Origin of the sequence: Sphingopyxis sp. Root1497 (genome assembly GCF_001427085.1) — a bacterium.
In the GTDB taxonomy this organism is placed as follows: domain Bacteria; phylum Pseudomonadota; class Alphaproteobacteria; order Sphingomonadales; family Sphingomonadaceae; genus Sphingopyxis.
The window spans coordinates 994,211-1,016,450 of record NZ_LMGF01000003.1; the positions used below are offsets into that span (position 1 = coordinate 994,211).

Genomic DNA, 22,240 nt, shown 5'->3' on the forward strand with positions numbered 1-22,240 from the left:
ATTCACCGCCGCCAGACGACCGGTTTCATTGGAAACTATTCCATGCTAGACCATGGCCCATGAAAGACGGCTTTACCCACGTCCATGAAACCCCGCCGCCCGGCGCCGCGGCCGACTGGACGATCGCTCAGAACTGGGACGTTTTCACCGCCGATGAACATGCGATGTGGGACCGCCTCTTCGCGCGCCAGTCGGCGATGCTGCCCGGCCGCGCGTCCGAAGCGTTCCTGCGCGGTATCGACGTGCTGCGGCTCGAGAAACCGGGCATCCCCGACTATCGCGAACTCAACGCGCGGCTGATGGCGGCGACGGGGTGGCAGGTCGTCGCGGTGCCGGGGCTCGTTCCCGACGAGGTGTTTTTCGACCATCTCGCGAACCGCCGCTTCCCCGCGGGCAATTTCATCCGCACCCCGCAGCAGCTCGACTATCTGGAAGAACCCGACGTCTTCCACGACGTCTTCGGCCATGTCCCGATGCTCGCCGACCCGATATTCGCCGACTATATGGTCGCTTATGGCGAGGGCGGGCTGCGCAGCCTGAAATTCGACGCGCTCAAACAGCTCGCGCGGCTTTACTGGTATACCGTCGAATTCGGGTTGATCCGCGAAGCGGGGGGCTTGCGCATCTATGGCGCCGGCATCGTGTCGAGCTATGCCGAAAGCGTCTTCGCGCTCGATTCGGACAGCCCGAACCGCATCGGCTTCGACCTCGCCCGCGTCATGCGCACCGATTACCGGATCGACGATTTCCAGCAGAATTATTTCGTCATCGACAGCCTCGACCAGCTGCTCGATACGACGGTGAACACCGACTTCGCGCCGCTCTATGCCGCGAACGACGCGCTGCCGCCGATCGCGATCGCCGACATCCTGCCCGGCGACGAAGTGATCACCTGCGGCACGCAGGACTATGCGCTCGCCAAGAGCGGCTGACTCTCAATCCCGGTCCTTGCGGACCTCCGATACCAGCCGCCGGCGATGCTGAAAGGCTTCGCGGTCGGGCGGCAGGCTGTAAATGCCGCGCAGCAGCGCGGCGTCGTTGTCCGATAATTCGCGGCGCCCCGCCTCGCCGTCGAACAGCGCCATGATCGAATCCTCGGGCGGCGGCGGCCTGCTGCTCAATTCGGCGAGCGCGACCATCGCCGCATAGGACGCGACCGAGTCGAGCAGGGTCCCGTCGGCCTTTTCGGCATCGATGATCACCGTCGCCGACCGCAGCGCGCGCACGACCTGGGTGCTGACGATGCTGCTGTTATATTGCCGCACCACCCCGGACGCCGCGGGCATTCCGTCGCGGCTCTCGTCGCGGGTGCTGTACCACCAGCGGATCGCGCCATCGCCCTCGACCAGCCGTTCGCGGACGACGGGCGACAGCGCCGCGGCCTGTCGCGGTGATTTGGCGAAGATCGCGCGGGTCAGGCCCTCGCCGTCGTCGGTGAAAATGACGGCGATGTTGGGGACGCACGCACCCGATGCGACGGGCGCGCCCGCCGATGCCGCGACCGCACGAATCCGCTTGTCGACGATCGCCGCGACCGCGTCATCGACGCCGACCGTGCGCGGACATATCGGCATGATCCACCGCGCGACCGGCTCGAGCCGGGCGACACCGGCGCGGCGCACGAATTCGGCGGCGCGTTTCCGCTCCTCGGCTGCGGTGATCGGGGTTCCCGTCACGACGATAGGGTCGGGATCGCTGCCGGCGGCGGCAAGCAGGGCGAGGGCGGCGATCAGGCTCATGGCAGGTCTCCCGGTGACGCGGCGCCAAGCCTAGCAAATGGCCGGAGAATTTCCAGCACCTGACTTACCAGCTCCCGAAACTCGCGTCCGACGGGCTCGCGCGGTGAAAGGCGCGCTCCTTGCGCCGCCAGCCGTAACGGCGGCGCTTGACCAGCAGCAGGCACGGCCATTCGGCGCTGCCGCCGCGCGCGGCGAGGCGAAATCCTTGCGCGCGATAGGCGGTCAGCACCGGCTCCATCTGGCGTGAGATCAGCCCGGCAAGGATTGCATGGCCGCCCGGCGCGGTGACGCTCGCGATATCGGGGGCGAGGGTGATCAGCGGCCCCGCGAGGATGTTCGCGATGACGAGGTCATAAGGCGCGCGATGCCTGATCGCGGGATGGTCGGTCCCCGGCGCGACCGCGACCGCCAGCCGCCCGCCGCCGCGGCCGAGCGGCACGCCGTTGATGCCGGCATTGTCTTTGGTGACGAAGATGCTCGCCGGATCGATGTCCGATGCGATCGTCCGTGCGCGCGGCCACAGCGCCATGGCTGCAAAGGCGAGCAGGCCGGTGCCGGTGCCGATATCGGCGATGTTGCGCGGCACGACACCCTCCCGCGCCATAAGGTCGAGCATCGCGAGGCAACCCGCGGTGGTGTCGTGCCCGCCGGTGCCGAACGCCTGGCTCGCGTCGATCAGGAAGGATGTACTGCCCGGTGGCACGCGGTCGGCAAAGCTGCTGGTGTGGACGAAGAATCGTCCCGCCTGCACGGGCTCGAGTCCTTGTTGCGAGAGGGTGACCCAGTCCTCCTCGGGCAGTTCCTCGATCACCGGCTTCGCGCCTTTGGCGCTCGGCGCCAGCGACTGCAGCAATTCGACCAGCGCCGCATCGGGCCGCTCGTCCATATAGGCGTCGAGTTGCCACTGCCCGGCATCCTCGTCGATCTCGCGCGTCACCACGACGGGGGCATCGGGCCGTGTGTCGAGTTCGGGAATGTCGCCCGACAGCGCTTCGGCCTCGGCGCGGGTGCAGGGGAGCGAGACGATCCAGCTCATTTCGCTGCGGCTTCCTTCGCCAGCCGGTCGTCGAGCCGCTTTGCGGCGCCCTCGGCATAGGTCTTGCACGCACTCGCGTCGACCAGCGGCGCCTCGCCCGCGAGTCGATCGAAGAGGTTGCTCGCGCCCGGATGCGGAGTGATCAGCAGGTCGCACGGCAACGTCGGCACCTTGGCAAAGGTCGCGCGCAGCATCGCGACATAATCGGGGTGGTCGCTGAACCGGTAATCGTCCGCCGACACCGCGCTCAGGCTATCGACATAGGCGATCGTCCGGCAATCGCCCGCCTCGCACGCGCGCCAGGTCCAGCTCGTGCTGCCCGGCGTATGCCCCGGCGTCGCGTGGATCGTCAGCCCGATGTCGCTGATCGGCAGGCGCTCGCCATCCTTGAGTTCGCGCGATACCTTGACCCCGGCGAAGGGCGGGATCGCACCACGCTGCGGATCGATCGCCTCGGGCTCGCCGCTGGTCAGCGTCGCCACCGCCTCGTGCCGCGCCAGCACCGCGGCGCCGGTCGCATCCTGCAGCGCCTTCAACCCGCCGACATGGTCGAGATGCTCGTGGCTCGCGAGCAGAGTGCGGACGTTCTTGGGGTCGAAACCGAGCGCGCGGATATTGGCGAGGATGCCCGGTGCGGTCTCCGCGGTCGCGCCGTCGATCAGCACCAGCCCGTCGGGGGTCGCGATCAGCAGCGCGGTAATGCCGCAGGTGCCGACATAATAGGTGTTGCCGAAAATCTTCGCGGGCGGCGCGGCGTCGCTCCACCCGTCGCGTCCTTCGCACGCGGTCGCGAGCGCCTTGCCGGTCGGAGCGGGCGCGGCGGGGGCAGGGGTTCGCTGCGGCGTGCAGCCGGCGAGCGCCAGCGCGGCGAGGATGGCGATTCTAGCGGACATAGCTGGCTCCGTTCACGTCGAGCACCGCGCCGGTCATCGATGCGGGCGCGTCGATCGCGCACCAGCGCGCCATTTCGCCCACTTCCTCGGGCATCGCGACGCGGCCGAGCGGAATGTCGGCAAGCAATTTGTCGCCGCCGCGGCTCTCCAGATACTCCTCGGCCATGCCGGTCATCGTGAAGCCGGGACATATGGCGAAGGCGAGGATATTCTCCTTCGCATAAGCGCGCGCGATCGTTTTTGTCATCGCGACCACGCCCGCCTTCGACGCGGCATAATGCCAGTGCGCCGGGCTGTCGCCACGATGCGCGGCGCGGCTCGCGATATTGACGATGCGGCCCTCGGACTTCCGCTGCTGCCAGTGCAGCACCGCCAAACGGCAGAATAAGGCGCTCGCGGTCAGGTTGATCTGCTGCGTGCGGTTCCAGTTGGCGAGCCAGCCGGCGTCGTCCGAGTCGATCGGGTTCGCCTCGAACACCCCGGCGTTGTTGATCAGCACGTCGATGCGGCCATCGAGCTCTGCAAGCGCGCGGTTCCAGATGCGCCCCGGCACGTCGGGGTCGGCGAGGTCGCCGTCGGCGCTCGACAGCGCGACGACCTTGGCCGTGTCGGAAACCAGCGCTTCGGCGATCGCGGCGCCGATGCCGCGGCTCGCGCCGCTGATCAGGATATGGGTTTGCATGGCCCGCCCTTAAGCGGACCCCGTCACCTTGCCAAGCATGGGGTCGGCATGCCGGTCAGGCAACGCGGCGGCTGAACTCGCTCGCGGCCTGTTCGAGCGACTGCAGCCGCTCGCCCATCTTGGCGAATTCGTCGCTCAGCACGCTGATTTCGCCAGCGACCATGCCCGAATCGTTGCGGATGCTGGCGATCGTCGACGACATCGAATCGGCGGCGAGCGCGGTTTCGTCGACCGCGGCGGTGATCGAGGTGACCGTCTGCGCCTGCGCGTCCATCGCGTCGCGGATGCGCTGCGCCGAATGCTGGACCTCGACGATCGTCGCCTGGATCGACTGGTTGGCGGCGACCGAACCCCTGGTCGCCTGCTGGATCGCGGTGATCTTGCCGGCGATATCGTCGGTCGCGCGCGCGGTTTCGTTGGCGAGGCTCTTCACCTCCTGCGCGACGACGGCAAAGCCGCGACCCGATTCGCCCGCGCGCGCCGCCTCGATCGTGGCGTTGAGCGCGAGCAAATTGGTCTGGCCCGCGATCTCGCGGATCAGGCCCAGGATCGATTCGATCGATTCGGCGTGGTGCGACAGGGCTTCGGACATGGCGACGGCTTCGCCCGCCTGTTCGGAGGCGCGGATCGCGACGTGCGAACTGGCTTCGACCTCGCTGCGCGCGTCCTCGATCGCGCGGATCAGCCCCGCGGCGGTCGAGGCGGCTTCGCGCATCGCGATCGCCGATTGTTCGGATGCCGCGGCGACTTCGCTCGTCTTGGCGATCATGCCCTTGGCGGCATGGTCGGCCGAGGCTGCCTGCCTGGCGAGTTCGCGGCGCACGCCGTCGGTTTCCTGGACCAGCGAGGCGATCGACTGGTCGAAATCGCCGGCCAGCGCCAATCGCTCGCCCGAAATGACCGCGCGGTTCAGCTTCTCGGCATAGGTTTCCATGATGTCGAATTCGAGCAGCGCGAGCCGGTTGATCGCCGCGCACAGCCGGGTCAGCCGCGCGGCATCGCCGGCGCAGGCCTCGACCACATAATGATAAGCCAGCCGCTGGCTCTCGCCGATGCACGACAGGACCGATGCCAGCGGCACCCCGACGCGCAGCGCCATATGGGTGTTCTGGCACGCGATCGTCGCCGCGGCCTGGCCGTCGGCATGGGCATATTTCTCGCGCATATGTTTCGCGCTGCCGGCGATATAGCTGGTCAGCAGGTCGCCCTCGACCTTGCGTTCGACGAGCGACAGGCCGTTGAAGGCATCCCAGTAAGCGCGCGCCATCTCGGGCTCGTGCCCGGTGACGATCGCCGCGATTTCGGCGCCATCGGCCGCCAGCTGGCCATCGAGATCATAGAAGGGGAAGCGATCCGACATCAGGATCGGATCAATCTGCTGCTTATGAATCGGATTTTCCTTCACCATGATCCTGCTTCCCTCACATCGTTCGTGGCGCGCGGCGCTGCCGTCCGCTGTCACCGGCGAAAATCATGACCGATCTATGTGGGGAAGGGGTAAATTCGGCGTTAACCAGCGCCGCGAAAAATGCGCGTCAGCCCTCGCCGCGCACCGGATAGCCCTCGAACGCCTTGATCGTGCGCAGCGCGAAGGCACTGTGCATCGCGGCGACCCCGGGCAGCCGCGACAGGCAATGGCGGTGCAGCCGGTCGAAGTCGGCGACATTGCGCGCCGCGACGCGCAGCCGGTAATCCGACGCACCCGACAGCAATTGGCACTCCAGGATTTCGTCGAAGCTCTTCACCGCGCTTTCAAAGGCGGTCAGCGCTTCCTCGCTCTGCGAGGTCAGGCTGATGTCGACGAAGACGTCGAGCCCGAGGCCGATCTTGTCGGGGTCGAGCCGCGCGGCATAGCCGGCGATGATCCCGTCGGCCTCGAGCGCGCGGATGCGGCGGTGGCACGCCGAGGCCGACAGCCCGACGCTTTCGCCGAGCTCGACCGCGGGACGCGGCCCCTGTCGCTGCAGCAGGTCGAGAAGCTTGCGGTCGATCCGATCCATCATGAAGCGCTCCAGGGCGATTTCGCGCACAATTTGTGCGCGCTTGTCGGGGAATGGACCATGATATGCAAGCACCTCGCGCGGCGAAGCTGCTATATCGGCGGCAGAGAGTCGTCGGCAACGCGAGACGCGATCGGCGGCCACCCGGCATTGGAGAGCGACGCATGATCATCGGCACCCCCAAGGAAATCAAGAATCACGAATATCGCGTCGGCCTGACCCCCGAAAGCGCGCGCGAGCTCCACGTCCACGGTCACCGCGTGCTCGTGCAGACCGGCGCCGGTGAAGGCATCGGCGCGCACGACCGCTATTATGTCGAGGCGGGTGCCGAGATCGTCCAGACCGCCGAGGAAATCTTCGCGACCTGCGACATGGTCGTGAAGGTCAAGGAGCCCCAGCCCGTCGAGCGCGCGATGCTCCGCCCCGGGCAGATCCTCTACACCTATCTCCATCTCGCCCCCGACCCCGACCAGACGCGCGACCTGATGGCGTCGGGCGCGGTGTGCATCGCCTACGAAACCGTCACCAGCCCGCACGGCGGCCTGCCGCTGTTGAAGCCGATGAGCCAGGTCGCGGGCCGGATGTCGATCCAGGCCGGCGCGACCGCGCTCGAAAAGGCGCACGGCGGCCGCGGCGTGCTGCTCGGCGGCGTGCCGGGTGTGGCGCCGGGCAAGGTCTGCATCATCGGCGGCGGCGTCGTCGGCTTCAACGCGGCGCAGATGGCGGCGGGGCTCGGCGCCGACGTCACCATCCTCGACCGCGATCCCGAAGTGCTCGAACGCGTCGGCACTTTTTTCGAGGCGCGTGCCAAGACGCGCTTCTCGAACCGCGCCAACCTCGCCGAATGCGTCGCCGAGGCCGACCTTGTCATCGGCGCGGTGCTGATCCCGGGCGCCGAGGCTCCTAAGTTGGTCACCCGCGACATGCTCGGCACGATGCGCCCGGGCTCGGTGCTCGTCGACGTCGCGATCGACCAGGGCGGCTGCTTCGAGACGAGCCATGCGACGACCCACGCCGATCCGACCTATGTCGTCGACGGCATCGTCCATTATGCCGTCGCCAACATGCCGGGCGCGGTCGCGCGTACCAGCACCTATGCGCTCAACAATGTCACCCTGCCGCACGCGCTGCGCATCGCCGACCTGGGCTGGAAAGAGGCGCTGAAACGCGACGTGCATCTTGCGCAGGGACTCAACGTCTGGAATGGTAAGGTGACGTTCGAAGCCGTAGCCGAAGCGGTCGGGACGGACTATGTGCCTGTGGAGCAGGCACTGCTGTGACAACAAGGACTTGAGACTAAAATGACCCCCAGCGAAGACCTCCCCGAAACCGGCACCGGCGAAGAAAGCGAAAACGAAGTCCTGCGCGCCGCCCGCGAACTTCAGGCGCAAAAGGAAGCCGCCGAGGCGACCGAGGCCGCCGACAAGGAAGCGACAGGAACCGGCAAGAAGGCCGGCTGGAAAACCGCCGCAGCCGCGGCCGGCATCGGCATCGGCTCGGCGGCGGTGCTCGCCGCGCTGCTCTACGCCAACCGCGGGAAGAAATGATCAGGGCATTCCGATTTCGCTGCCCTTGGGGTTGGTGAAACCGTCGGTTCCGAGCAACCAGATGTCCTCGTCGGCCATGATGATGCCCATGTCGATCGGCACGTTATAGCGCACGAAATAATGGATTTCGGTCGGCTGCGGGTCGAGCAGGTGCGATACGACGAAGAAAGCCTTCTCCTTCATCTCCTCGTCGGGGCGCGAGTCGATCATCATGCAGCTCTTGAGGAAGGGCCGCCAACTGGCGACTTTCCCGGCGGCGTCGATATCGAAACGGTAATGGCCACCGAGCGGAAAGACTCCCGCGGTCACCGACGGTGACATCATATAGGCGCGTATCCGTCCGTTGCCGTCGGGAGGCAGGATAACGCTGTTGGCGCTGCCCTCGGTGCAGAAACCCAGCTTTTCCTTCACGAAGCGCTCGGTCGCTGCGTCGCGCGCGTCGACAAGCCGGTTGGCGAGCGGCGACAGGGCGGCATCCTCGCCTTTCGGCACCAGCCCGCCTTCGACCACCGCCGCGCCCTGCATCACATAACGCACGATCGCGTAACGCGGACCGTTCCGCTGGCCGAAATAGGTGACCAGCAATTTGCCGTCGTCATGCGGTTCGACGACCCAGCCGCGCAGGTCGGGATAGTCGGCGGGTTTGATCAACGCCAGCAGCGCATCGGTGCTGTGCCAGGCCGCCTGGTCATATTGATAGATCAGCTTGCCCGTCGCCATCGCCTCGGCATTGGCGGTCTTCTCGGCTTCGGTGACCTCGGCCATGGCGGCGGGCGCCAGCGCCGCCGCCATCAGGCCGACGGCCGCCATGGCCAGAACCGCGTTTTTCCGCTTGATCACGCCCGTCTCCCCCGTTCTAAGGGGCGCAGGGTCGCAAATATTCCCGCGCCGTGCAACAAAGGCTCCTAAGCAATTGCATATCGCGGCCATGGCGCTAAACCGGCGCCCATCGACCGATTAGAGTCAGAAACGGGGCTGATATGGCTGGCAACGAACCGAGCGGCAGGCCGCTCTCGCCGCATTTGCAGGTTTATAAATGGGGACCCGCGATGACGGTCTCGATCCTCCACCGCGCCAGCGGGGACGGGTTGGCGATCGTCGGCGCGAGCATGTTCCTCTGGTGGCTCTACGCCATCGCGGCGGGGCCCGAGGCCTATGCGGCGTTCGTCGCCTGCGTCTGGCACGACCCCAGCCCTGATGCCGGCATCTTCCACATGATCACCAACATCCTGGGCAAGGTCGTGCTGGTCGGACTGACCTGGGCCTTTTTCCAGCATATGTTTTCGGGCCTCCGCCACTTCGTCCTCGACGCCGGTGCGGGTTATGAACTCAAGACCAACAAGCTGTGGTCGACCGTGGTGATCGCTGCGGGCGTGTTCGCGACCGCCGCGACATGGCTCTATATATTGGGGAGCGCACTCTGATGGGCAACGGCACGCATCTCGGCAAGGTTCGCGGCCTCGGCTCGGCCCAGCATGGTTCGCACCACTGGCTGCAGGCGCGGCTGACCGCGCTCGGCAATCTGCTGCTCGTCGGCTTCCTCGTCGTCTCGCTCCTGCGCCTGAACCTCGGCGATTTCGCCGCGGTGCATCGCTGGGCGTCGCAGCCGATGGTCGCGCTCGCGCTCATCCTGCTCGTGGTCAGCATCTTCGTCCATCTGCGCCTCGGGCTGCAGGTGCTGATCGAGGACTATGTCCACGGCGAAGCGACGCGCCTGCTCGCGCTCGTCGCGCTCAATTTCTACGCCATCGGCGGCGCCGCATTCGGGATCTTCACGATCGCCCGCATCGCACTGGCGCCCATGGCGCTCGGCCCGGGGGGCATGTGACATGACCGAAGCTTACAAGATCATCGACCATATCTATGACACCGTCGTCGTCGGCGCCGGCGGGTCGGGCCTGCGCGCCACGATGGGCAGCGCCGAGGCGGGGCTCAAGACCGCTTGCATCACCAAGGTGTTCCCGACGCGCAGCCACACCGTCGCGGCGCAGGGCGGTATCGCCGCCAGCCTCGGCAACAATTCGCCCGACCACTGGACCTGGCACATGTACGACACCGTCAAGGGGTCCGACTGGCTGGGTGACCAGGACGCGATCGAATATATGGTTCGCGAAGCGCCGCAGGCGGTCTACGAACTCGAGCACGCCGGCGTGCCCTTCTCGCGCAACCAGGACGGCACCATCTACCAGCGCCCGTTCGGCGGCCATATGCAGAATATGGGCGAAGGCCCGCCGGTGCAGCGCACCTGCGCCGCGGCCGACCGCACCGGCCATGCAATGCTCCACGCGCTCTATCAGCAGTCGCTGAAATATGACGCTGACTTCTTCGTCGAATATTTCGCGCTCGACCTGATCATGGAAGACGGCGTGTGCCGCGGCGTGATCGCGCTGTGCATGGAGGATGGCAGCATCCACCGCTTCCGCTCGCAGGCCGTCGTGCTCGCGACCGGCGGTTATGGCCGCGCCTATTTCACCGCGACCTCGGCGCACACCTGCACCGGCGACGGCGGCGGCATGGTGCTCCGCGCCGGCCTGCCATTGCAGGACATGGAATTCGTCCAGTTCCACCCGACCGGCATCTATGGCGCCGGCGTGCTGATCACCGAAGGCGCACGCGGCGAGGGCGGGTACCTCACCAACAGCGAAGGCGAGCGTTTTATGGAACGCTACGCCCCGTCGGCGAAGGACCTCGCGTCGCGCGACGTCGTGTCGCGTTCGATGGCGCTCGAAATCCGCGAAGGCCGCGGCGTCGGTCCGCACAAGGACCATATCTACCTGCACCTCGACCATATCGATCCCGCGGTGCTCGCCGAGCGCCTGCCCGGGATTACCGAGAGCGGTAAGATTTTCGCGGGCGTCGACCTGACGCGCCAGCCGCTGCCGGTCGTGCCGACGGTCCATTACAATATGGGCGGCATTCCCTGTAACTATCATGGCGAAGTCGTGACGCTGAAGGACGGCAATCCCGATACCGTCGTCCCCGGCCTGTTCGCGGTCGGCGAAGCGGCGTGCGTGTCGGTCCACGGCGCGAACCGCCTCGGCTCGAACAGCCTGATCGACCTTGTCGTGTTCGGCCGCGCCACCGGCCACCGGCTGCGCGACATCATCAAGCCCGGCGCCGCGCAGGCCGCGCTGCCCAAGGACAGCGCCGACCTCGCGCTCGGCCGCCTCGACCATTTCCGCAACGCCAATGGCGGCTCGCCGACCGCTGTCGTCCGCGACGAAATGCAGCGCGCGATGTCGATGCATGCCGCGGTGTTCCGCACCGACGAACTGATGGCCGAGGGCAAGGACAAGCTTGCCAAGACCTATCAGCGGATGAACGACATCGGCGTCACCGACCGCAGCCTGATCTGGAACACCGACCTCATCGAAACGCTCGAGCTCGACAATCTGATCAGCCAGGCGACGGTGACGATGCACTCGGCGTTCAACCGCAAGGAAAGCCGCGGCGCCCACGCGCACGAGGATTTCCCGAACCGCGACGATCCGAACTGGATGAAGCACAGCATCAGCTGGTTCGACGGCTGGGGCGGCAAGGGCGGCGGCGTCCGCCTCGATTACCGCCCGGTCCACGAATATACGCTCACCGACGACGCCGAATATATCAAGCCGAAGGCTCGGGTTTATTGAGGTGGGGTAACGTGCGGTCTCCGAATGAACATGCCGCCGCGGCGCGTCTGCTGCTGGACGATATGTGGCGCGAGGTTTCCGACGCGCCGAAGCTGGATCCGCACGACACCGGGCTTGCCGAACAGATCGACGCGATCTTCGCGGGGCGAGAGGTAGGATATAAGAAAGCAATCATTATCCAGCTGGCTGGGAAAGCGACCGACTTTTCGCTCGACGCGCAAGCACTTCAAAAGGGATCCGGCGCGCCGGGCGCTTGGGATGCTCGCGAGTTCGGCAAGCGCGTTTTTGTCCCTTGGAACGCATCTATAGGCAACCCCCTCGGCGACGCTGACGACCCTTATGTCAGCAACCAGTTTCGCAACCCGCGGTTTGATGCTTCCATTCGCGGAAAGCGAAAGGCGCTGATCCTCTTTGATGCCACCCTGAGCATATTGGAGCGGGCGAACGCGGCGGCGTCGATCGACGAGGTCGTCGACCTTCTCAGGCAGGTTTTGTTCGGTTTGAGGCGTTTGTTGCAGGACAAAACGTTCGACTACCCCATTCCGCAACGCGCCAGCCTCGATGCGACGCAGGCTGCAGTCTCGAAATTTTTGAGCGTTTCATCGGGCGGCGGCCGCCTTCAAGCGGTGGCTCATGCCCTCTTCAAAGGTCTTTCCGAAGCTGGGTTCGAATATGAAAATCTTCTGGCCCGGCATGTCAATGCGAGCGACGCCGCTGGAAAATCGCCGGGTGACGTATCGTTTTCCAAGGCGGGTCGGCGCACCGCGATCGAGGTCAAGGACCGCCTCCTGACCGCGGCGCAGGTGAGTGCGTCCGTCACGAAAGCGCGGGTATCCGAAGTAACCGAGCTTCTCTTTCTCGTGCATGGCGACAAGGGCGAGCGCATTTTCGCGACCGAAGACGACCGAACGGCGATCGAAGAGATTGCGTTGAAGGAATTTTCGTCCGGATTGAATGTCTATTGGGAATCCTATCTGCACCTGTCGCGGTCGCTGCTGGTCGTCCTTGGAGAGGAAGGGCGAAGAGATTTCTTGAAATTTGTGGGACTCGCCTTAGAAGAACAAAGCGTGGACGCTCAGCATCGCTGGGCTTGGGCGCAGATCGTTGCGGAGATTTGACCTTGCTGGACGCAATAGATCTTTTTGCAGGGGCGGGGGGGCTTTCGCTCGGTCTCAAGGACGCAGGCTGGAATGTCCAGGCTGCTGTCGAGTTCGATCAGACAGCCCTTCAGACGCATGAAGAAAATTTCCCCGGCGTCCGGCACATCGGGGACGACGTGCGCGATGTCAGCTTCATGCAGTTTCGCGATATCGACCTCGTCGCGGGCGGCCCGCCTTGCCAACCATTTTCGGTCAGCGGCAAGCGATTGGGGAAGTTCGATGTGCGGGACATGGTGCCCGAATTCGTCCGCGCGGTTGGCGAAGCGCGGCCGAAGGCGTTTGTGATGGAAAATGTCGCGGGCTTGGCGGCGGCGAAATTCAACACTTATCTGGAAGCGCGTATTTTCGAGCTCTATGATTTGGGGTATACGGTTTTTTCGCGAGTTCTGACGGCATCCGACTATGGCGTCGCGCAGAACCGCCAACGATTGTTCCTCGTTGGCATTCGGTCGGATGTCCAAAAAAGCATATTTTCATACCCCGCAGCGACCCATGGCCCATCGACCAATGTGCCCCATCTTACCGTCCGCGAGGCGTTGAAGGGTGTTCCGCAGGACACGCCGAATAACGCCAAGGTTGTCTTTTGCAAAAACCCTGTCCTGCGCTCATCGCCCTATGCCGGCATGATGTTCAACGGCAAAGGGCGACCACTCAACTATGAGGGGCTGGCTCATACGATACCGGCGAGCGCTGGAGGGAACCGAACGCATATTCTCGATCCGTTAGGTGTCACAAAAATTTATCACGCCGAACTGCTGGCAGGGAAGAAACCAAGAGTTGGTCAGCTTGGAGAGGTCCGCCGATTGACTGTACGAGAATCGGCGCGCCTCCAATCGTTCCCGGATGACTTCAAATTTCTTGGCCGCCAGAGCGCAAGATATTCTCAGGTCGGCAATGCCGTTCCACCCAAACTCGCGGCGGCGGTGGTCGACAGTATAAGGCGCGCGATAGCATAGTCCGTCACCGTTGAGATTGCCCGGTGATCAGCGTTTGAAGCCAGCCGCCGGTGATATCGCGCCACGCAGGTGTCCAGCGGTAGCCGTTTCGCGGGTCGATGACTTAACCCCCAAACCACCCATGGAAGAAATTAAGGTCGGAGAAGGGTTCGTCGACGGCCTGGCCCATGATCCAGAGCTTCTGGCACGCGATCAGGAAGAACATCAGCGCGATCGTCCACACGATGATCGTCTTGATCACCTGCCAGCGGTGCGCGTCGGCGATCGCTTTGGCGCGGGCTTTGTAATCGATGCCCAGATCGCCTTCGAACTCGGCAACGAGCTGCGCACGGCGGGTGCGCGAAATATTCGCGATGCCCGCGGCGGTATCTTCCCCGATCGAACGGCGAGTCGCCATCTTCCCTGCCCTGTCTAACGCGCTCGAAGCGCTAGTGTCACACCCTGCTCAATAGCCGGGAGCCACTGACAAAGCGTTAACCCGCAAAAAATCGATCGCGATCAGTCCGGCGCGATCCCGATCAGCTTGATCCGGGCGCTCGCGCCGCGCAGCAGTGACAGGTTGCGCGGCGCGACGTCGAGCGCGGCGGCGAGCAGTCGCAGCACCGCTGCGTTCGCGGCGCCATCGGCGGGCGGCGCGGTGACGCGCAGGTGCACGGTGTCGTCCGCGATCGTCACCGTGTCGCGGCTCGCGCCGGGGGTGACGCGCACCGCAAGCCGTCCGCTCGCCGCCAGCGCACGCAGCGCTTCGGTCAGCGCCGGCTCGGGGCGATATTTCAGATGGTCACGACCAGCTTGCCGACCGCGCTGCGGTCGCCAAGCTTGGCGATCGCCTGGCCGCCGTCGGCAAGGGCATAGGTGCCGGTGACCCGCGGCTTGATCTTGCCCTGCGCCCATAGCGCGAACAGCCGCGCGATATTGCCGCGGTTGCGCACGGGTTCGCGTGCGACGAAGGCGCCCCAGAAGACGCCGGCGACGTCGCAGCTCTTGAGCAGCGTCAGGTTGAGCGGCAGGCGCGGGATACCTGCAGGGAAACCGACGACGAGATAGCGGCCTTCCCACGCGATCGAGCGCAGCGCGGGTTCGGCATAGTCGCCGCCGACCGCGTCATAGACGAGGTTCGCACCGTTCGGCCCCACGGCCTCCTTGAACTTGTTCGCGAGCTCCTTCGACTGGTCCTTGTCGAACGGCTGGCGGCCATAGACGACGACTTCGTCGGCGCCGGCGGCCCGTGCGATCTCGGCCTTGTCCTCGCTCGACACCCCCGCGACGACGCGTGCGCCGAACGCCTTGCCCAACTCGACCGCGGCGATGCCGACCCCGCCCGAGGCGCCGAGGACGAGCAAGGTGTCGCCTTCCTTGATATGCCCGCGATCGACCAGCGCGTGGATGCTGGTGCCATAGGTCATCAGCAGCGAGGCCCCTTCGGCGAAGTCATGACCCTCGGGCAAATGATAGACATTATGCACCGAAACCGCGATCGCCTCGGCCATGCCGCCGTTACCGCAGCCCGCGATCACCCGGTCGCCGACCTTGAAGTCGGTCACGCCCTCGCCGACCTCGGCCACGAGTCCCGCGACCTCGCCGCCCGGCGCAAAGGGGCGTTCGGGCTTGAACTGATATTTGTCCTCGATGATCAGCACGTCGGGGAAGTTGACCGCGCAGGCCTTCACGTCGATCACGATCTGGCCGGCACCGGCACTCGGGCGCGGCAGTTCGCCGATGGCCAGCGTTTCGGGGCCGCCGGTGGCGGTCGACAAGAGAGCCTTCATCATCTTCTCCTCACAGGGGTGTTACAGCGAAGGTTGCAGCCAGGGCCGGTCCTGCGCCAGTTTTTTCTCATAAGTGCCGATCGCGGCGTCGCTCTTTTCGGTGATCGAAATCTCGTCGAGCCCTTCGAGCAGGCACATCTTGCGGAACGGGTCGATCTCGAAGGCGAAGCGGTCCTGGAACATCGTCGTCACCGTCTGGTTTTCGAGGTCGACATGCACCGGATCGGTCAGCGCGACCTCCATCAACCGGTCGATCGCCGCCTGCGGCAGCACCACCGGCAGGATCCCGTTCTTCACCGCATTGCCCGAGAAGATGTCCGAGTAGGACGGCGCGATCACGACGCGAATGCCAAGGTCGCCCAATGCCCATGCGGCATGTTCGCGGCTCGATCCGCAGCCGAAATTATCGCCCGCGATCAGGATCGGCGCGCCTTTATATTCGGCGCTGTCGAAAAGGTTGTCGGGGTCCTTGCGGATCGCCTCGAACGCGCCGCGGCCCATGCCCTCGCGCGTCGTGCCCTTCAGCCAGTGCGCGGGGATGATGACGTCGGTATCGACATTCTTCAGCCCGAACGGAATCGCGCGGCCATCGACCTCGTTCAGCGGGGTCATGCCATCAGTTCCCGCACATCGGTGAGCTTGCCGGTCACCGCCGCCGCCGCCGCCATCGCGGGGCTGACGAGGTGGGTGCGGCTGCCCGGACCCTGGCGGCCGACGAAATTGCGGTTGCTCGTGCTGGCGCAGCGCTCGCCCGCGGGCACCTTGTCGGGGTTCATTGCGAGGCAGGCCGAACAGCCGGGTTCGCGCCATTCGAGCCCCGCGTCGGTGAAGATGCGGTCGAGTCCTTCGGCCTCGGCCTGCGCCTTCACCAGCCCCGATCCGGGGACGACGATCGCCCATTTGACATTGGCGGCCTTGTGGCGACCCTTGATCACCGCCGCGGCGGCGCGCATGTCCTCGATGCGGCTGTTGGTGCAGCTGCCGATGAAGATATTTTCGACCGGCACATCCTGCATCCGCGTGCCGGGGGTGAGGCCCATGTAAGCGAGCGATTTCGCCGCTGCCGCCTGTTTCGACGGGTCGGCGAAGCTCGCGGGATCGGGGACGACCCCGGTGATCGGCACGACATCCTCGGGGCTGGTGCCCCAGGTGACGCTCGGCGCGATGTCGGCGGCGTCGATCACCACGACCTTGTCGTAGGTCGCGCCCGCATCGGTCGCGAGGCTCTTCCAATATTCGACCGCCGCGTCCCAGTCGGCGCCCTTGGGCGCATAGGGGCGGCCCTTCAGATAGTCGAAGGTCGTCTCGTCGGGCGCGATGAGGCCCGCCCGCGCGCCGCCTTCGATTGCCATGTTGCTGACCGTTAGCCGGCCCTCGATGCTCAGCGCTCGGATCGCGCTGCCGGTATATTCGATGACATGGCCGGTGCCGCCCGCGGCGCCGATGGTGCCGGTGATGTGGAGGATGATGTCCTTCGCGCTGATGCCGGGGCCGACCTCACCCTCGACGCGCACTTCCATCGTTTTCGCGGGTTGCAGCAGCAGCGTCTGTGTCGCGAGCACATGCTCGACCTCGCTCGTCCCGATGCCGAATGCCAGCGCGCCGATGCCGCCATGGCACGCGGTGTGGCTGTCGCCGCAGACGATCGTCGTGCCGGGCAGCGAAAAGCCCTGTTCGGGGCCGACGACATGGACGATGCCCTGCTCGGGCGCGGTCGCATCGATATAGCGGATGCCATATTCGGGCGCGTTCTTTTCGAGCGCCGCGAGCTGCGCGGCGCTTTCGGCGTCGGCGATCGGCAGCTTGTGGCCCGCCGCGTCGAGCCGTGCCGTCGTCGGTAGGTTGTGATCGGGCACCGCGAGCGTCAGGTCTGGGCGGCGCACCGTGCGTCCGCTGGCGCGTAGCCCCGCGAAGGCCTGCGGGCTGGTGACTTCATGGACAAGGTGGCGGTCGATGAAGATCAGGGCGGTACCATCGGGGCGCTGTTCGACGACATGCGCGTCCCAGATTTTCTCATAAAGGGTGCGGGGCCGAGTCATGCGGTTCACTTAAGCCCCCCCGACAACAATGCAAGCGAGTGGCGATCCAAAACGCAATTTTCGGTCGTGCGCTCTGATTCTCCCTTCGTCATGCCGGACTTGATCCGGCATCCCGCTTTGCGACGTGGACAAGCGGGACCCCGGATCAAGTCCGGGGTGACGAGGAGATGATGGTGTGGCTGGCATAATCGGCCTATGATCGCGCCATGTCGCCGCTCGCCATCCTCATGCTCGTCCTTGCCACCGTCGTGGCGATGGAAGGTGTCGCCTGGGCCAGCCACAAATATATCATGCACGGTTTCGGCTGGGCCTGGCACCGCGACCATCATGAGCCGCACGACAAGCGGCTGGAAAAGAACGACCTGTTCGCGCTCTTCGGCGCCGCGCTCAGCATATCGATGTTCGCAGCCGGCAGCCCGATGATCATGGGCGCATCGGCGTGGGAGCCGGGGACGTGGATCGGCCTCGGTGTGCTCTTCTACGGTATCATCTACACGCTCGTTCACGACGGGCTCGTCCACCAGCGCACTTTCCGCTGGGTCCCGCGCCGCGGCTATGCCAAGCGCTTGGTGCAGGCGCACAAGCTCCATCACGCGACGATCGGCAAGGAAGGCGGGGTCAGCTTCGGCTTCGTCTTCGCGCGCGACCCCGCGAAGCTCAAGGCCGAACTCAAGGCGCAGCGCGAAGCCGGCATCGCGGTCGTGCGCGACGCGCTGACCGACTAGCGATAGGCGTCGACGGTCTCGAACAGCGCCGCGACCCCGCGCCGGTCGGCTTCGCCGAGTTCGGGGCGCCAGATGTCGAAGATCAGCACGACGCGGTCGCTGTCGGCATGGTTGATCGCCTCATGCTCGATCGAATCGTCGAAGATGAGCAGCTTGCCTTCCTCCCACTGCCGCGCCTCGCCGCCGACGGTAAGCGCGCCGTCGCCGGGGACGATCAGCGGCAGGTGGCAGATCAGCCGTGCGTTGATCATGCCGTAATGCGGCGCGATATGCGCGCCGGGCTGGAGCAGCGAAAAGAGGATCGACGGCGAGCGCACCGAGATGCGGCACTGCGGAACGGTTTCGAGCGCGGCGAAGGTCGCCGGAAAGCGTGCCGCCATCTCGGGAACGATCGTGCCATTGTGCACGAGATGGAGGGCCGACCAAGAGGCGTTGTCGTGCATCCCGTTGAATTCGACGCGTGGCCGGTCCGGTGCATGCGTCAGATAGGGCTTGAACAGATCGGGGTCGGTGAGCGCCGCGTGCAGCTCGGTGCGGATCGCGTCGGTAGCGGCCTCGAAAGCGGGGACCCAGTCGAATTCCTCGCGCTCGTAGAAGCGCCGTTGCGGCAGGCCTGGGAAGAGGAAGCTCGACGGACGCTGCAATTCATAGTCGACATGGTCCTCGCCGCGCATCACCGCGAGCGCGCGGGCGAAGCCCGGGCTGCGCGCTTCGGGCGGCAGGCCGCGCGCGGCGAGGCCCGCGTCGACGGCGAGGCCGAATTCACGTTCCAGCTCGGCGGCGGCGGTGCGCGCGCCGTCGGCCAGTTGCGCGAGCGACGCCGGGAGCGTGCCGATGATGTCGGCCCGGCGCAGCGCGGTGCGATACCAGCTTGCGGCGGCGCGCCGTTCGCCCGCGGCGCGGCGGCAATCGCCCTTCCAGATCAGCGCGCGCAGGGCGCCGTCATCCTGTTCGAGGATCGCGTCGGCCGCCTTTTCCTGCCCGTCGCGATCGCCCGCGAGACGACAGGCTTCGCCCAGCATCAGCCAGACCTGCAGATTGGCATGGCCTGCATCGACCACGCGTTTCAGCGTGCCGCGCGCTTCGGTCAGGTCGCCTCTCTGCAAGGCTGTGCCGCCCTGCTGCGCGAGGCGCGTCGCTTCGCGTACATCCATCGTCGTGTCAGCCATGACGATAGTCTGCGGTGATCGACCCGGCCGCCGCCAGTTCGTCCTCATGGCTTTCCTCGCGCCAGCTTTCGGCGAGCGCCTGTTCTTCCCAGTCGCGCATCGCCGGATGCGCGAGGATATGGTCGACCCACGCCTGTCCGGCGCCGACGTCGAGGCCATAGGTGCGGATGCGAAAGGCGACCGGCGCGAAAAAGGCATCGACCGCCGAGAATGATGTGCCGGCAAGCCATGGCCCGCCGAAGCGGACGAGTCCTTGTTCGAACACTTCGCGGATGCGCGCGACATTGGCCCTCAGCGCGTCGGACATCGGCTTCGGGGTCACACGCACGCCGACGTTCATCGTGCAATCGTTACGCAGCGCCGCAAAGCCGCTGTGCATCTCGGCCGCCGCGCACTGCGCCCAGGCGCGTGCATCGGGATCCGCCGGCCACACCGCGTCGTGCCGGTCGGCGAGATAGAGCGCGATGCCGAGCGAGTCGTAGATCGTCCGCCCCTCGTGGAGCAGCGCCGGAACCTGTCCGGTCGGCGAAAAGCTGCGAAAGGCGTCGTAATTGACCGGCTGCGCGAAAGGCTCGATCCGGTCCTCGAAGACGATGTCGAGCGCGCGCATCAGCATCCACGGTCTCAGCGACCAGCTCGAATAGTTGCGGTTGGCGGTGATCAGGCAATAGTCGCTCATGTCGGGTTCCGTCGTTCAGTCGCCGGCGGCCGCGGTGCCCGCGGTCTGCCGTTCGGTCGGCGCGCGGCCGACCAGCCGGTTGCCCAGCTTGTGCGCGAGTCGGTGGCTTGGGCGTTCGCACAACAGGAAAAAGACATAGGTCATGACGCCGGTCACCACCAGATAGAGCAGAAGCGACACGACGCCATGGTCGCCGCCCTCGAACAGTCGCATCGCGACCGGATGGACGAGGTAGAGGCTGAAGGTGGCGCGGCCCATGCGGTCGAATGGGGCGGGGCCCGACCGGTCGAGCATCCGCACCAGTTCGAAGCCGAGCCAGAAGGTCGCGAAGATCGCGAAGATGTTGAGGATGAAGGCCGAAGAGGTGAAGAGGCCGAAACTGACCAACTGCGTCTTCGCGAGCTTGAAGACGACCGCCATCGCGAAGATGCCGACGCGCGTCGCGTTGATCCACAGCGCCGAAAGCCGGCCGAAGCGATGCAGATTCTCCGCCAGCCAGCAACCCGCGAGCCAGCAGGGAAAGCCCACGAGGAAGGTGCCATAGCCGAGCGCGCGATAATTGCGGTTGTCGACGAAGACATCGGCGTAGACATAATAGATCAGGATGGTGACGACGCACGAGATGGCGAGCGGGATATGCATCCGGCCGTTGAAGCGGACGAGCAACGGATAGAGGAAATAATAGATCAGCTCGCAGATCAGGCTCCACAGCACCGTCGCCTTCCAGCTCACCTCGGTGATCTGGCCGATATCGGGAAACACGAAGGCGATCATGAAGGCGATCGACGGCAGCACGATGCGGATCGACCGTTTGACGTAGAACTCGCCGGTGCTGAAGCTCTTCCCCTGGTGATAGGGGGCGTGGATGACGAAGCCCGAGATGATGAAGAACACGATGACCGCGGCGGGCCCGTTCCACAATATGTCCCATCCCGATGAAATCAGGCGATTATAACGCTCGGATTCAAAGATCTGGAAATTGGAATAATGGTGGCCGATCGCAACGACCGCCGCACAGATGAGGCGGATCGTGTCGAGACCATGGTAATAGTTGACGGCTTTGCGTTCATCGGCCTGCGACGCTGTCATCCCGCCCTAACTCCCGCCGTTTCTGCATGGCACAATGGACCGCGTTGCTAGCGAAGGAATCGCCGCAGCACCATCGAATTGCGAACAGCCGCGCTGCGCTTTTTCGGTCGTGCGGATTTGGGGTCCCACACGTCAGTTGGTGCAAAGATCGTCCGCGCGCCGGTGGCGGCGCTGTGCGACGATCGGCGACGTATAATGGGGATCATGGGCGAAGGGCAGCGACGTCCCGTCGGCGAGCGCCGCCAGCACGCTGCCGAAATCGGTGCTCGCCCGCCAGCCCAGCCGCCGCTCGGCGCGCGACGGGTCGTAGACGCGGTCGATCCGCTCGGGCAGCACCCAGCCGCGCGCGGCATAAAGCGCTTCGGCCTGTGGATGGTGGCGCGCGATCACCGCGCGTGCATCGCGGGCGAGGTCCGCGGCTTCGTCGCGGGCAAAGGGCGGCGGCGCCGACAGGATGAAGGTGTCGCAGCCGATATCGGGCGCGCGTTCGAGCGCGACAAGATGCGCGGCGGCGGCATCCTCGACGGTCAGGCGGCGGTTGAGCAACTCGTTCGCCTTCAGGTTGAGGCCGCCCGGCACCGCGAGCGTGTCGTCATCCTCGGGAAAGAAGCGCCCGGTGCGCAGGATCAGGGCGGCGATACCGTGCTCGCGGTGGACCAGCCGGCATGCCTGTTCGGCGGCAAGCTTGGTGATGCCATAGATGTTGCGCGGCTCGAGCGGGCCGAAATCCTCGTCCATCCACCACGCGCCCGCCGCGCCGGCGCCGTCGCGCACATCGGCGCGCACCATCAGCGAAGTGGTCGACGTGAAGAGGAACCGGTCGTTGCCCGCCGCAACCGCGGCCTCGATCAGGTTCAGCGTGCCGCTGACGTTGACATCGACAAACGCCTGGCGCGGGTATCGCACGATATCGGGCTTGTGCAGCGCCCCGGCATGGATGACCGCCTCGATGCCGTGGTCCGCGAAGATCCGGTCGACCAGCGCGCGGTCGGCGACGGTGCCGACGATCTGGGTGTCGTCGCCGGGGACGATGTCGAGGCCGACGACTTGATGCCCCGCGCCGCGCAGCATCGGCGCCAGATAGCGGCCAAGCCAGCCGGTCGATCCGGTGAGCAGGACGCGCAT

Annotated in this window: 25 protein-coding genes; 9 read left to right on the forward strand and 16 right to left on the reverse strand. The window is 65.7% G+C overall.

What is annotated here, in order from left to right:
* Positions 1-59: 59 nt before the first annotated feature.
* Positions 60-932: a phenylalanine 4-monooxygenase gene (gene phhA, locus ASD67_RS08130; RefSeq protein ID WP_056345793.1), complete on the forward strand. Its 873-nt coding sequence runs from the start codon at positions 60-62 to the stop codon at positions 930-932.
* 3 nt (positions 933-935) lie between these two features.
* Here the strand turns inward: phhA and ASD67_RS08135 are convergent, their stop codons facing one another.
* The 6 genes from ASD67_RS08135 to ASD67_RS08160 form a co-directional block, all read right to left on the reverse strand.
* Positions 936-1,739 (reverse strand): hypothetical protein, encoded by an 804-nt coding sequence (locus ASD67_RS08135; RefSeq protein WP_056345794.1) that lies wholly within the window; start codon positions 1,737-1,739, stop codon positions 936-938.
* Positions 1,740-1,803: 64 nt separating this feature from the next.
* Entirely contained in the window at positions 1,804-2,775 is a 972-nt protein-coding gene (locus ASD67_RS08140) for a 50S ribosomal protein L11 methyltransferase (protein WP_056345796.1), read from the reverse strand.
* On the reverse strand, positions 2,772-3,668 hold the full coding sequence (bla, locus tag ASD67_RS08145; RefSeq protein WP_056345798.1) for a subclass B3 metallo-beta-lactamase: 897 nt from the start codon (positions 3,666-3,668) through the stop codon (positions 2,772-2,774). Before bla ends, ASD67_RS08140 begins: the two co-directional genes overlap by 4 nt.
* Entirely contained in the window at positions 3,658-4,350 is a 693-nt protein-coding gene (locus tag ASD67_RS08150; protein ID WP_056345800.1) for an SDR family NAD(P)-dependent oxidoreductase, read from the reverse strand. Before ASD67_RS08150 ends, bla begins: the two co-directional genes overlap by 11 nt.
* A 55-nt stretch (positions 4,351-4,405) precedes the next feature.
* Positions 4,406-5,758, reverse strand: coding sequence for a methyl-accepting chemotaxis protein (locus ASD67_RS08155; protein ID WP_056345803.1), 1,353 nt, complete (start codon positions 5,756-5,758; stop codon positions 4,406-4,408).
* Positions 5,759-5,885: 127 nt separating this feature from the next.
* The gene (locus tag ASD67_RS08160) at positions 5,886-6,350 is read right to left on the reverse strand and encodes an Lrp/AsnC family transcriptional regulator (RefSeq protein WP_056347182.1); all 465 of its coding nucleotides are present in this window, start codon (positions 6,348-6,350) and stop codon (positions 5,886-5,888) included.
* 164 nt (positions 6,351-6,514) lie between these two features.
* Between ASD67_RS08160 and ald the strand changes: the two genes are divergently transcribed.
* Together ald and ASD67_RS08170 are read left to right on the forward strand one after the other, a co-directional pair.
* Entirely contained in the window at positions 6,515-7,630 is a 1,116-nt protein-coding gene (gene ald, locus ASD67_RS08165; RefSeq protein ID WP_056345804.1) for an alanine dehydrogenase, read from the forward strand.
* Positions 7,631-7,651: 21 nt separating this feature from the next.
* On the forward strand, positions 7,652-7,897 hold the full coding sequence (locus tag ASD67_RS08170; RefSeq protein ID WP_056345806.1) for a hypothetical protein: 246 nt from the start codon (positions 7,652-7,654) through the stop codon (positions 7,895-7,897).
* Here the strand turns inward: ASD67_RS08170 and ASD67_RS08175 are convergent, their stop codons facing one another.
* The gene (locus ASD67_RS08175) at positions 7,898-8,737 is read right to left on the reverse strand and encodes a hypothetical protein (RefSeq protein WP_056345809.1); all 840 of its coding nucleotides are present in this window, start codon (positions 8,735-8,737) and stop codon (positions 7,898-7,900) included. It abuts the gene before it with no gap.
* A 140-nt stretch (positions 8,738-8,877) separates the two neighbouring features.
* Between ASD67_RS08175 and sdhC the strand changes: the two genes are divergently transcribed.
* The 5 genes from sdhC to ASD67_RS08200 are packed head-to-tail and all read left to right on the forward strand — an operon-like array spanning position 8,878 to position 13,645.
* On the forward strand, positions 8,878-9,321 hold the full coding sequence (gene sdhC / locus ASD67_RS08180) for a succinate dehydrogenase, cytochrome b556 subunit (protein WP_056345811.1): 444 nt from the start codon (positions 8,878-8,880) through the stop codon (positions 9,319-9,321).
* Entirely contained in the window at positions 9,321-9,725 is a 405-nt protein-coding gene (sdhD, locus tag ASD67_RS08185) for a succinate dehydrogenase, hydrophobic membrane anchor protein (RefSeq protein ID WP_056345814.1), read from the forward strand. The genes sdhC and sdhD overlap by 1 nt, the downstream gene beginning before the upstream one ends.
* A gap of 1 nt (position 9,726) precedes the next feature.
* On the forward strand, positions 9,727-11,529 hold the full coding sequence (gene sdhA / locus ASD67_RS08190; RefSeq protein WP_056345816.1) for a succinate dehydrogenase flavoprotein subunit: 1,803 nt from the start codon (positions 9,727-9,729) through the stop codon (positions 11,527-11,529).
* A gap of 11 nt (positions 11,530-11,540) precedes the next feature.
* On the forward strand, positions 11,541-12,647 hold the full coding sequence (locus ASD67_RS08195) for a restriction endonuclease, SacI family (RefSeq protein WP_056345818.1): 1,107 nt from the start codon (positions 11,541-11,543) through the stop codon (positions 12,645-12,647).
* Positions 12,644-13,645: a DNA cytosine methyltransferase gene (locus ASD67_RS08200; RefSeq protein WP_082544910.1), complete on the forward strand. Its 1,002-nt coding sequence runs from the start codon at positions 12,644-12,646 to the stop codon at positions 13,643-13,645. Before ASD67_RS08195 ends, ASD67_RS08200 begins: the two co-directional genes overlap by 4 nt.
* 103 nt (positions 13,646-13,748) lie before the next feature.
* Here ASD67_RS08200 and ASD67_RS08205 read toward each other — a convergent pair whose 3' ends face one another.
* From ASD67_RS08205 to leuC, 5 genes are all read right to left on the reverse strand, one after another.
* Positions 13,749-14,042: a hypothetical protein gene (locus ASD67_RS08205; RefSeq protein WP_056345822.1), complete on the reverse strand. Its 294-nt coding sequence runs from the start codon at positions 14,040-14,042 to the stop codon at positions 13,749-13,751.
* A gap of 101 nt (positions 14,043-14,143) precedes the next feature.
* Positions 14,144-14,353 (reverse strand): DUF167 family protein, encoded by a 210-nt coding sequence (locus tag ASD67_RS23430; protein WP_187141227.1) that lies wholly within the window; start codon positions 14,351-14,353, stop codon positions 14,144-14,146.
* A gap of 65 nt (positions 14,354-14,418) precedes the next feature.
* The gene (locus ASD67_RS08215; protein WP_056345824.1) at positions 14,419-15,414 is read right to left on the reverse strand and encodes an NADPH:quinone oxidoreductase family protein; all 996 of its coding nucleotides are present in this window, start codon (positions 15,412-15,414) and stop codon (positions 14,419-14,421) included.
* A 21-nt stretch (positions 15,415-15,435) separates the two neighbouring features.
* Positions 15,436-16,026 (reverse strand): 3-isopropylmalate dehydratase small subunit, encoded by a 591-nt coding sequence (gene leuD, locus ASD67_RS08220; RefSeq protein WP_056345826.1) that lies wholly within the window; start codon positions 16,024-16,026, stop codon positions 15,436-15,438.
* Positions 16,023-17,453 carry a 3-isopropylmalate dehydratase large subunit gene (gene leuC / locus ASD67_RS08225; RefSeq protein ID WP_056345828.1) on the reverse strand — a complete coding sequence of 477 codons (1,431 nt, stop codon included), beginning with the start codon at positions 17,451-17,453 and terminating at the stop codon, positions 16,023-16,025. The genes leuD and leuC overlap by 4 nt, the downstream gene beginning before the upstream one ends.
* A gap of 206 nt (positions 17,454-17,659) precedes the next feature.
* Here leuC and ASD67_RS08230 point away from each other — a divergent pair, with 206 nt between their 5' ends.
* A complete protein-coding gene (locus ASD67_RS08230) occupies positions 17,660-18,178 on the forward strand; it encodes a sterol desaturase family protein (protein WP_056345830.1) in 519 nt (172 codons plus the stop codon).
* Here the strand turns inward: ASD67_RS08230 and ASD67_RS08235 are convergent.
* From ASD67_RS08235 to ASD67_RS08250, 4 genes are all read right to left on the reverse strand, one after another.
* Positions 18,175-19,347 carry an aspartyl/asparaginyl beta-hydroxylase domain-containing protein gene (locus ASD67_RS08235; protein WP_162248557.1) on the reverse strand — a complete coding sequence of 391 codons (1,173 nt, stop codon included), beginning with the start codon at positions 19,345-19,347 and terminating at the stop codon, positions 18,175-18,177. The genes ASD67_RS08230 and ASD67_RS08235 overlap by 4 nt on opposite strands.
* Positions 19,340-20,026 carry a glutathione S-transferase family protein gene (locus tag ASD67_RS08240; RefSeq protein WP_056345834.1) on the reverse strand — a complete coding sequence of 229 codons (687 nt, stop codon included), beginning with the start codon at positions 20,024-20,026 and terminating at the stop codon, positions 19,340-19,342. The genes ASD67_RS08235 and ASD67_RS08240 overlap by 8 nt, the downstream gene beginning before the upstream one ends.
* A gap of 15 nt (positions 20,027-20,041) precedes the next feature.
* A complete protein-coding gene (locus ASD67_RS08245) occupies positions 20,042-21,115 on the reverse strand; it encodes an acyltransferase family protein (protein ID WP_056345837.1) in 1,074 nt (357 codons plus the stop codon).
* Positions 21,116-21,247: 132 nt separating this feature from the next.
* The gene (locus ASD67_RS08250) at positions 21,248-22,240 is read right to left on the reverse strand and encodes an NAD-dependent epimerase/dehydratase family protein (RefSeq protein ID WP_056345839.1); all 993 of its coding nucleotides are present in this window, start codon (positions 22,238-22,240) and stop codon (positions 21,248-21,250) included.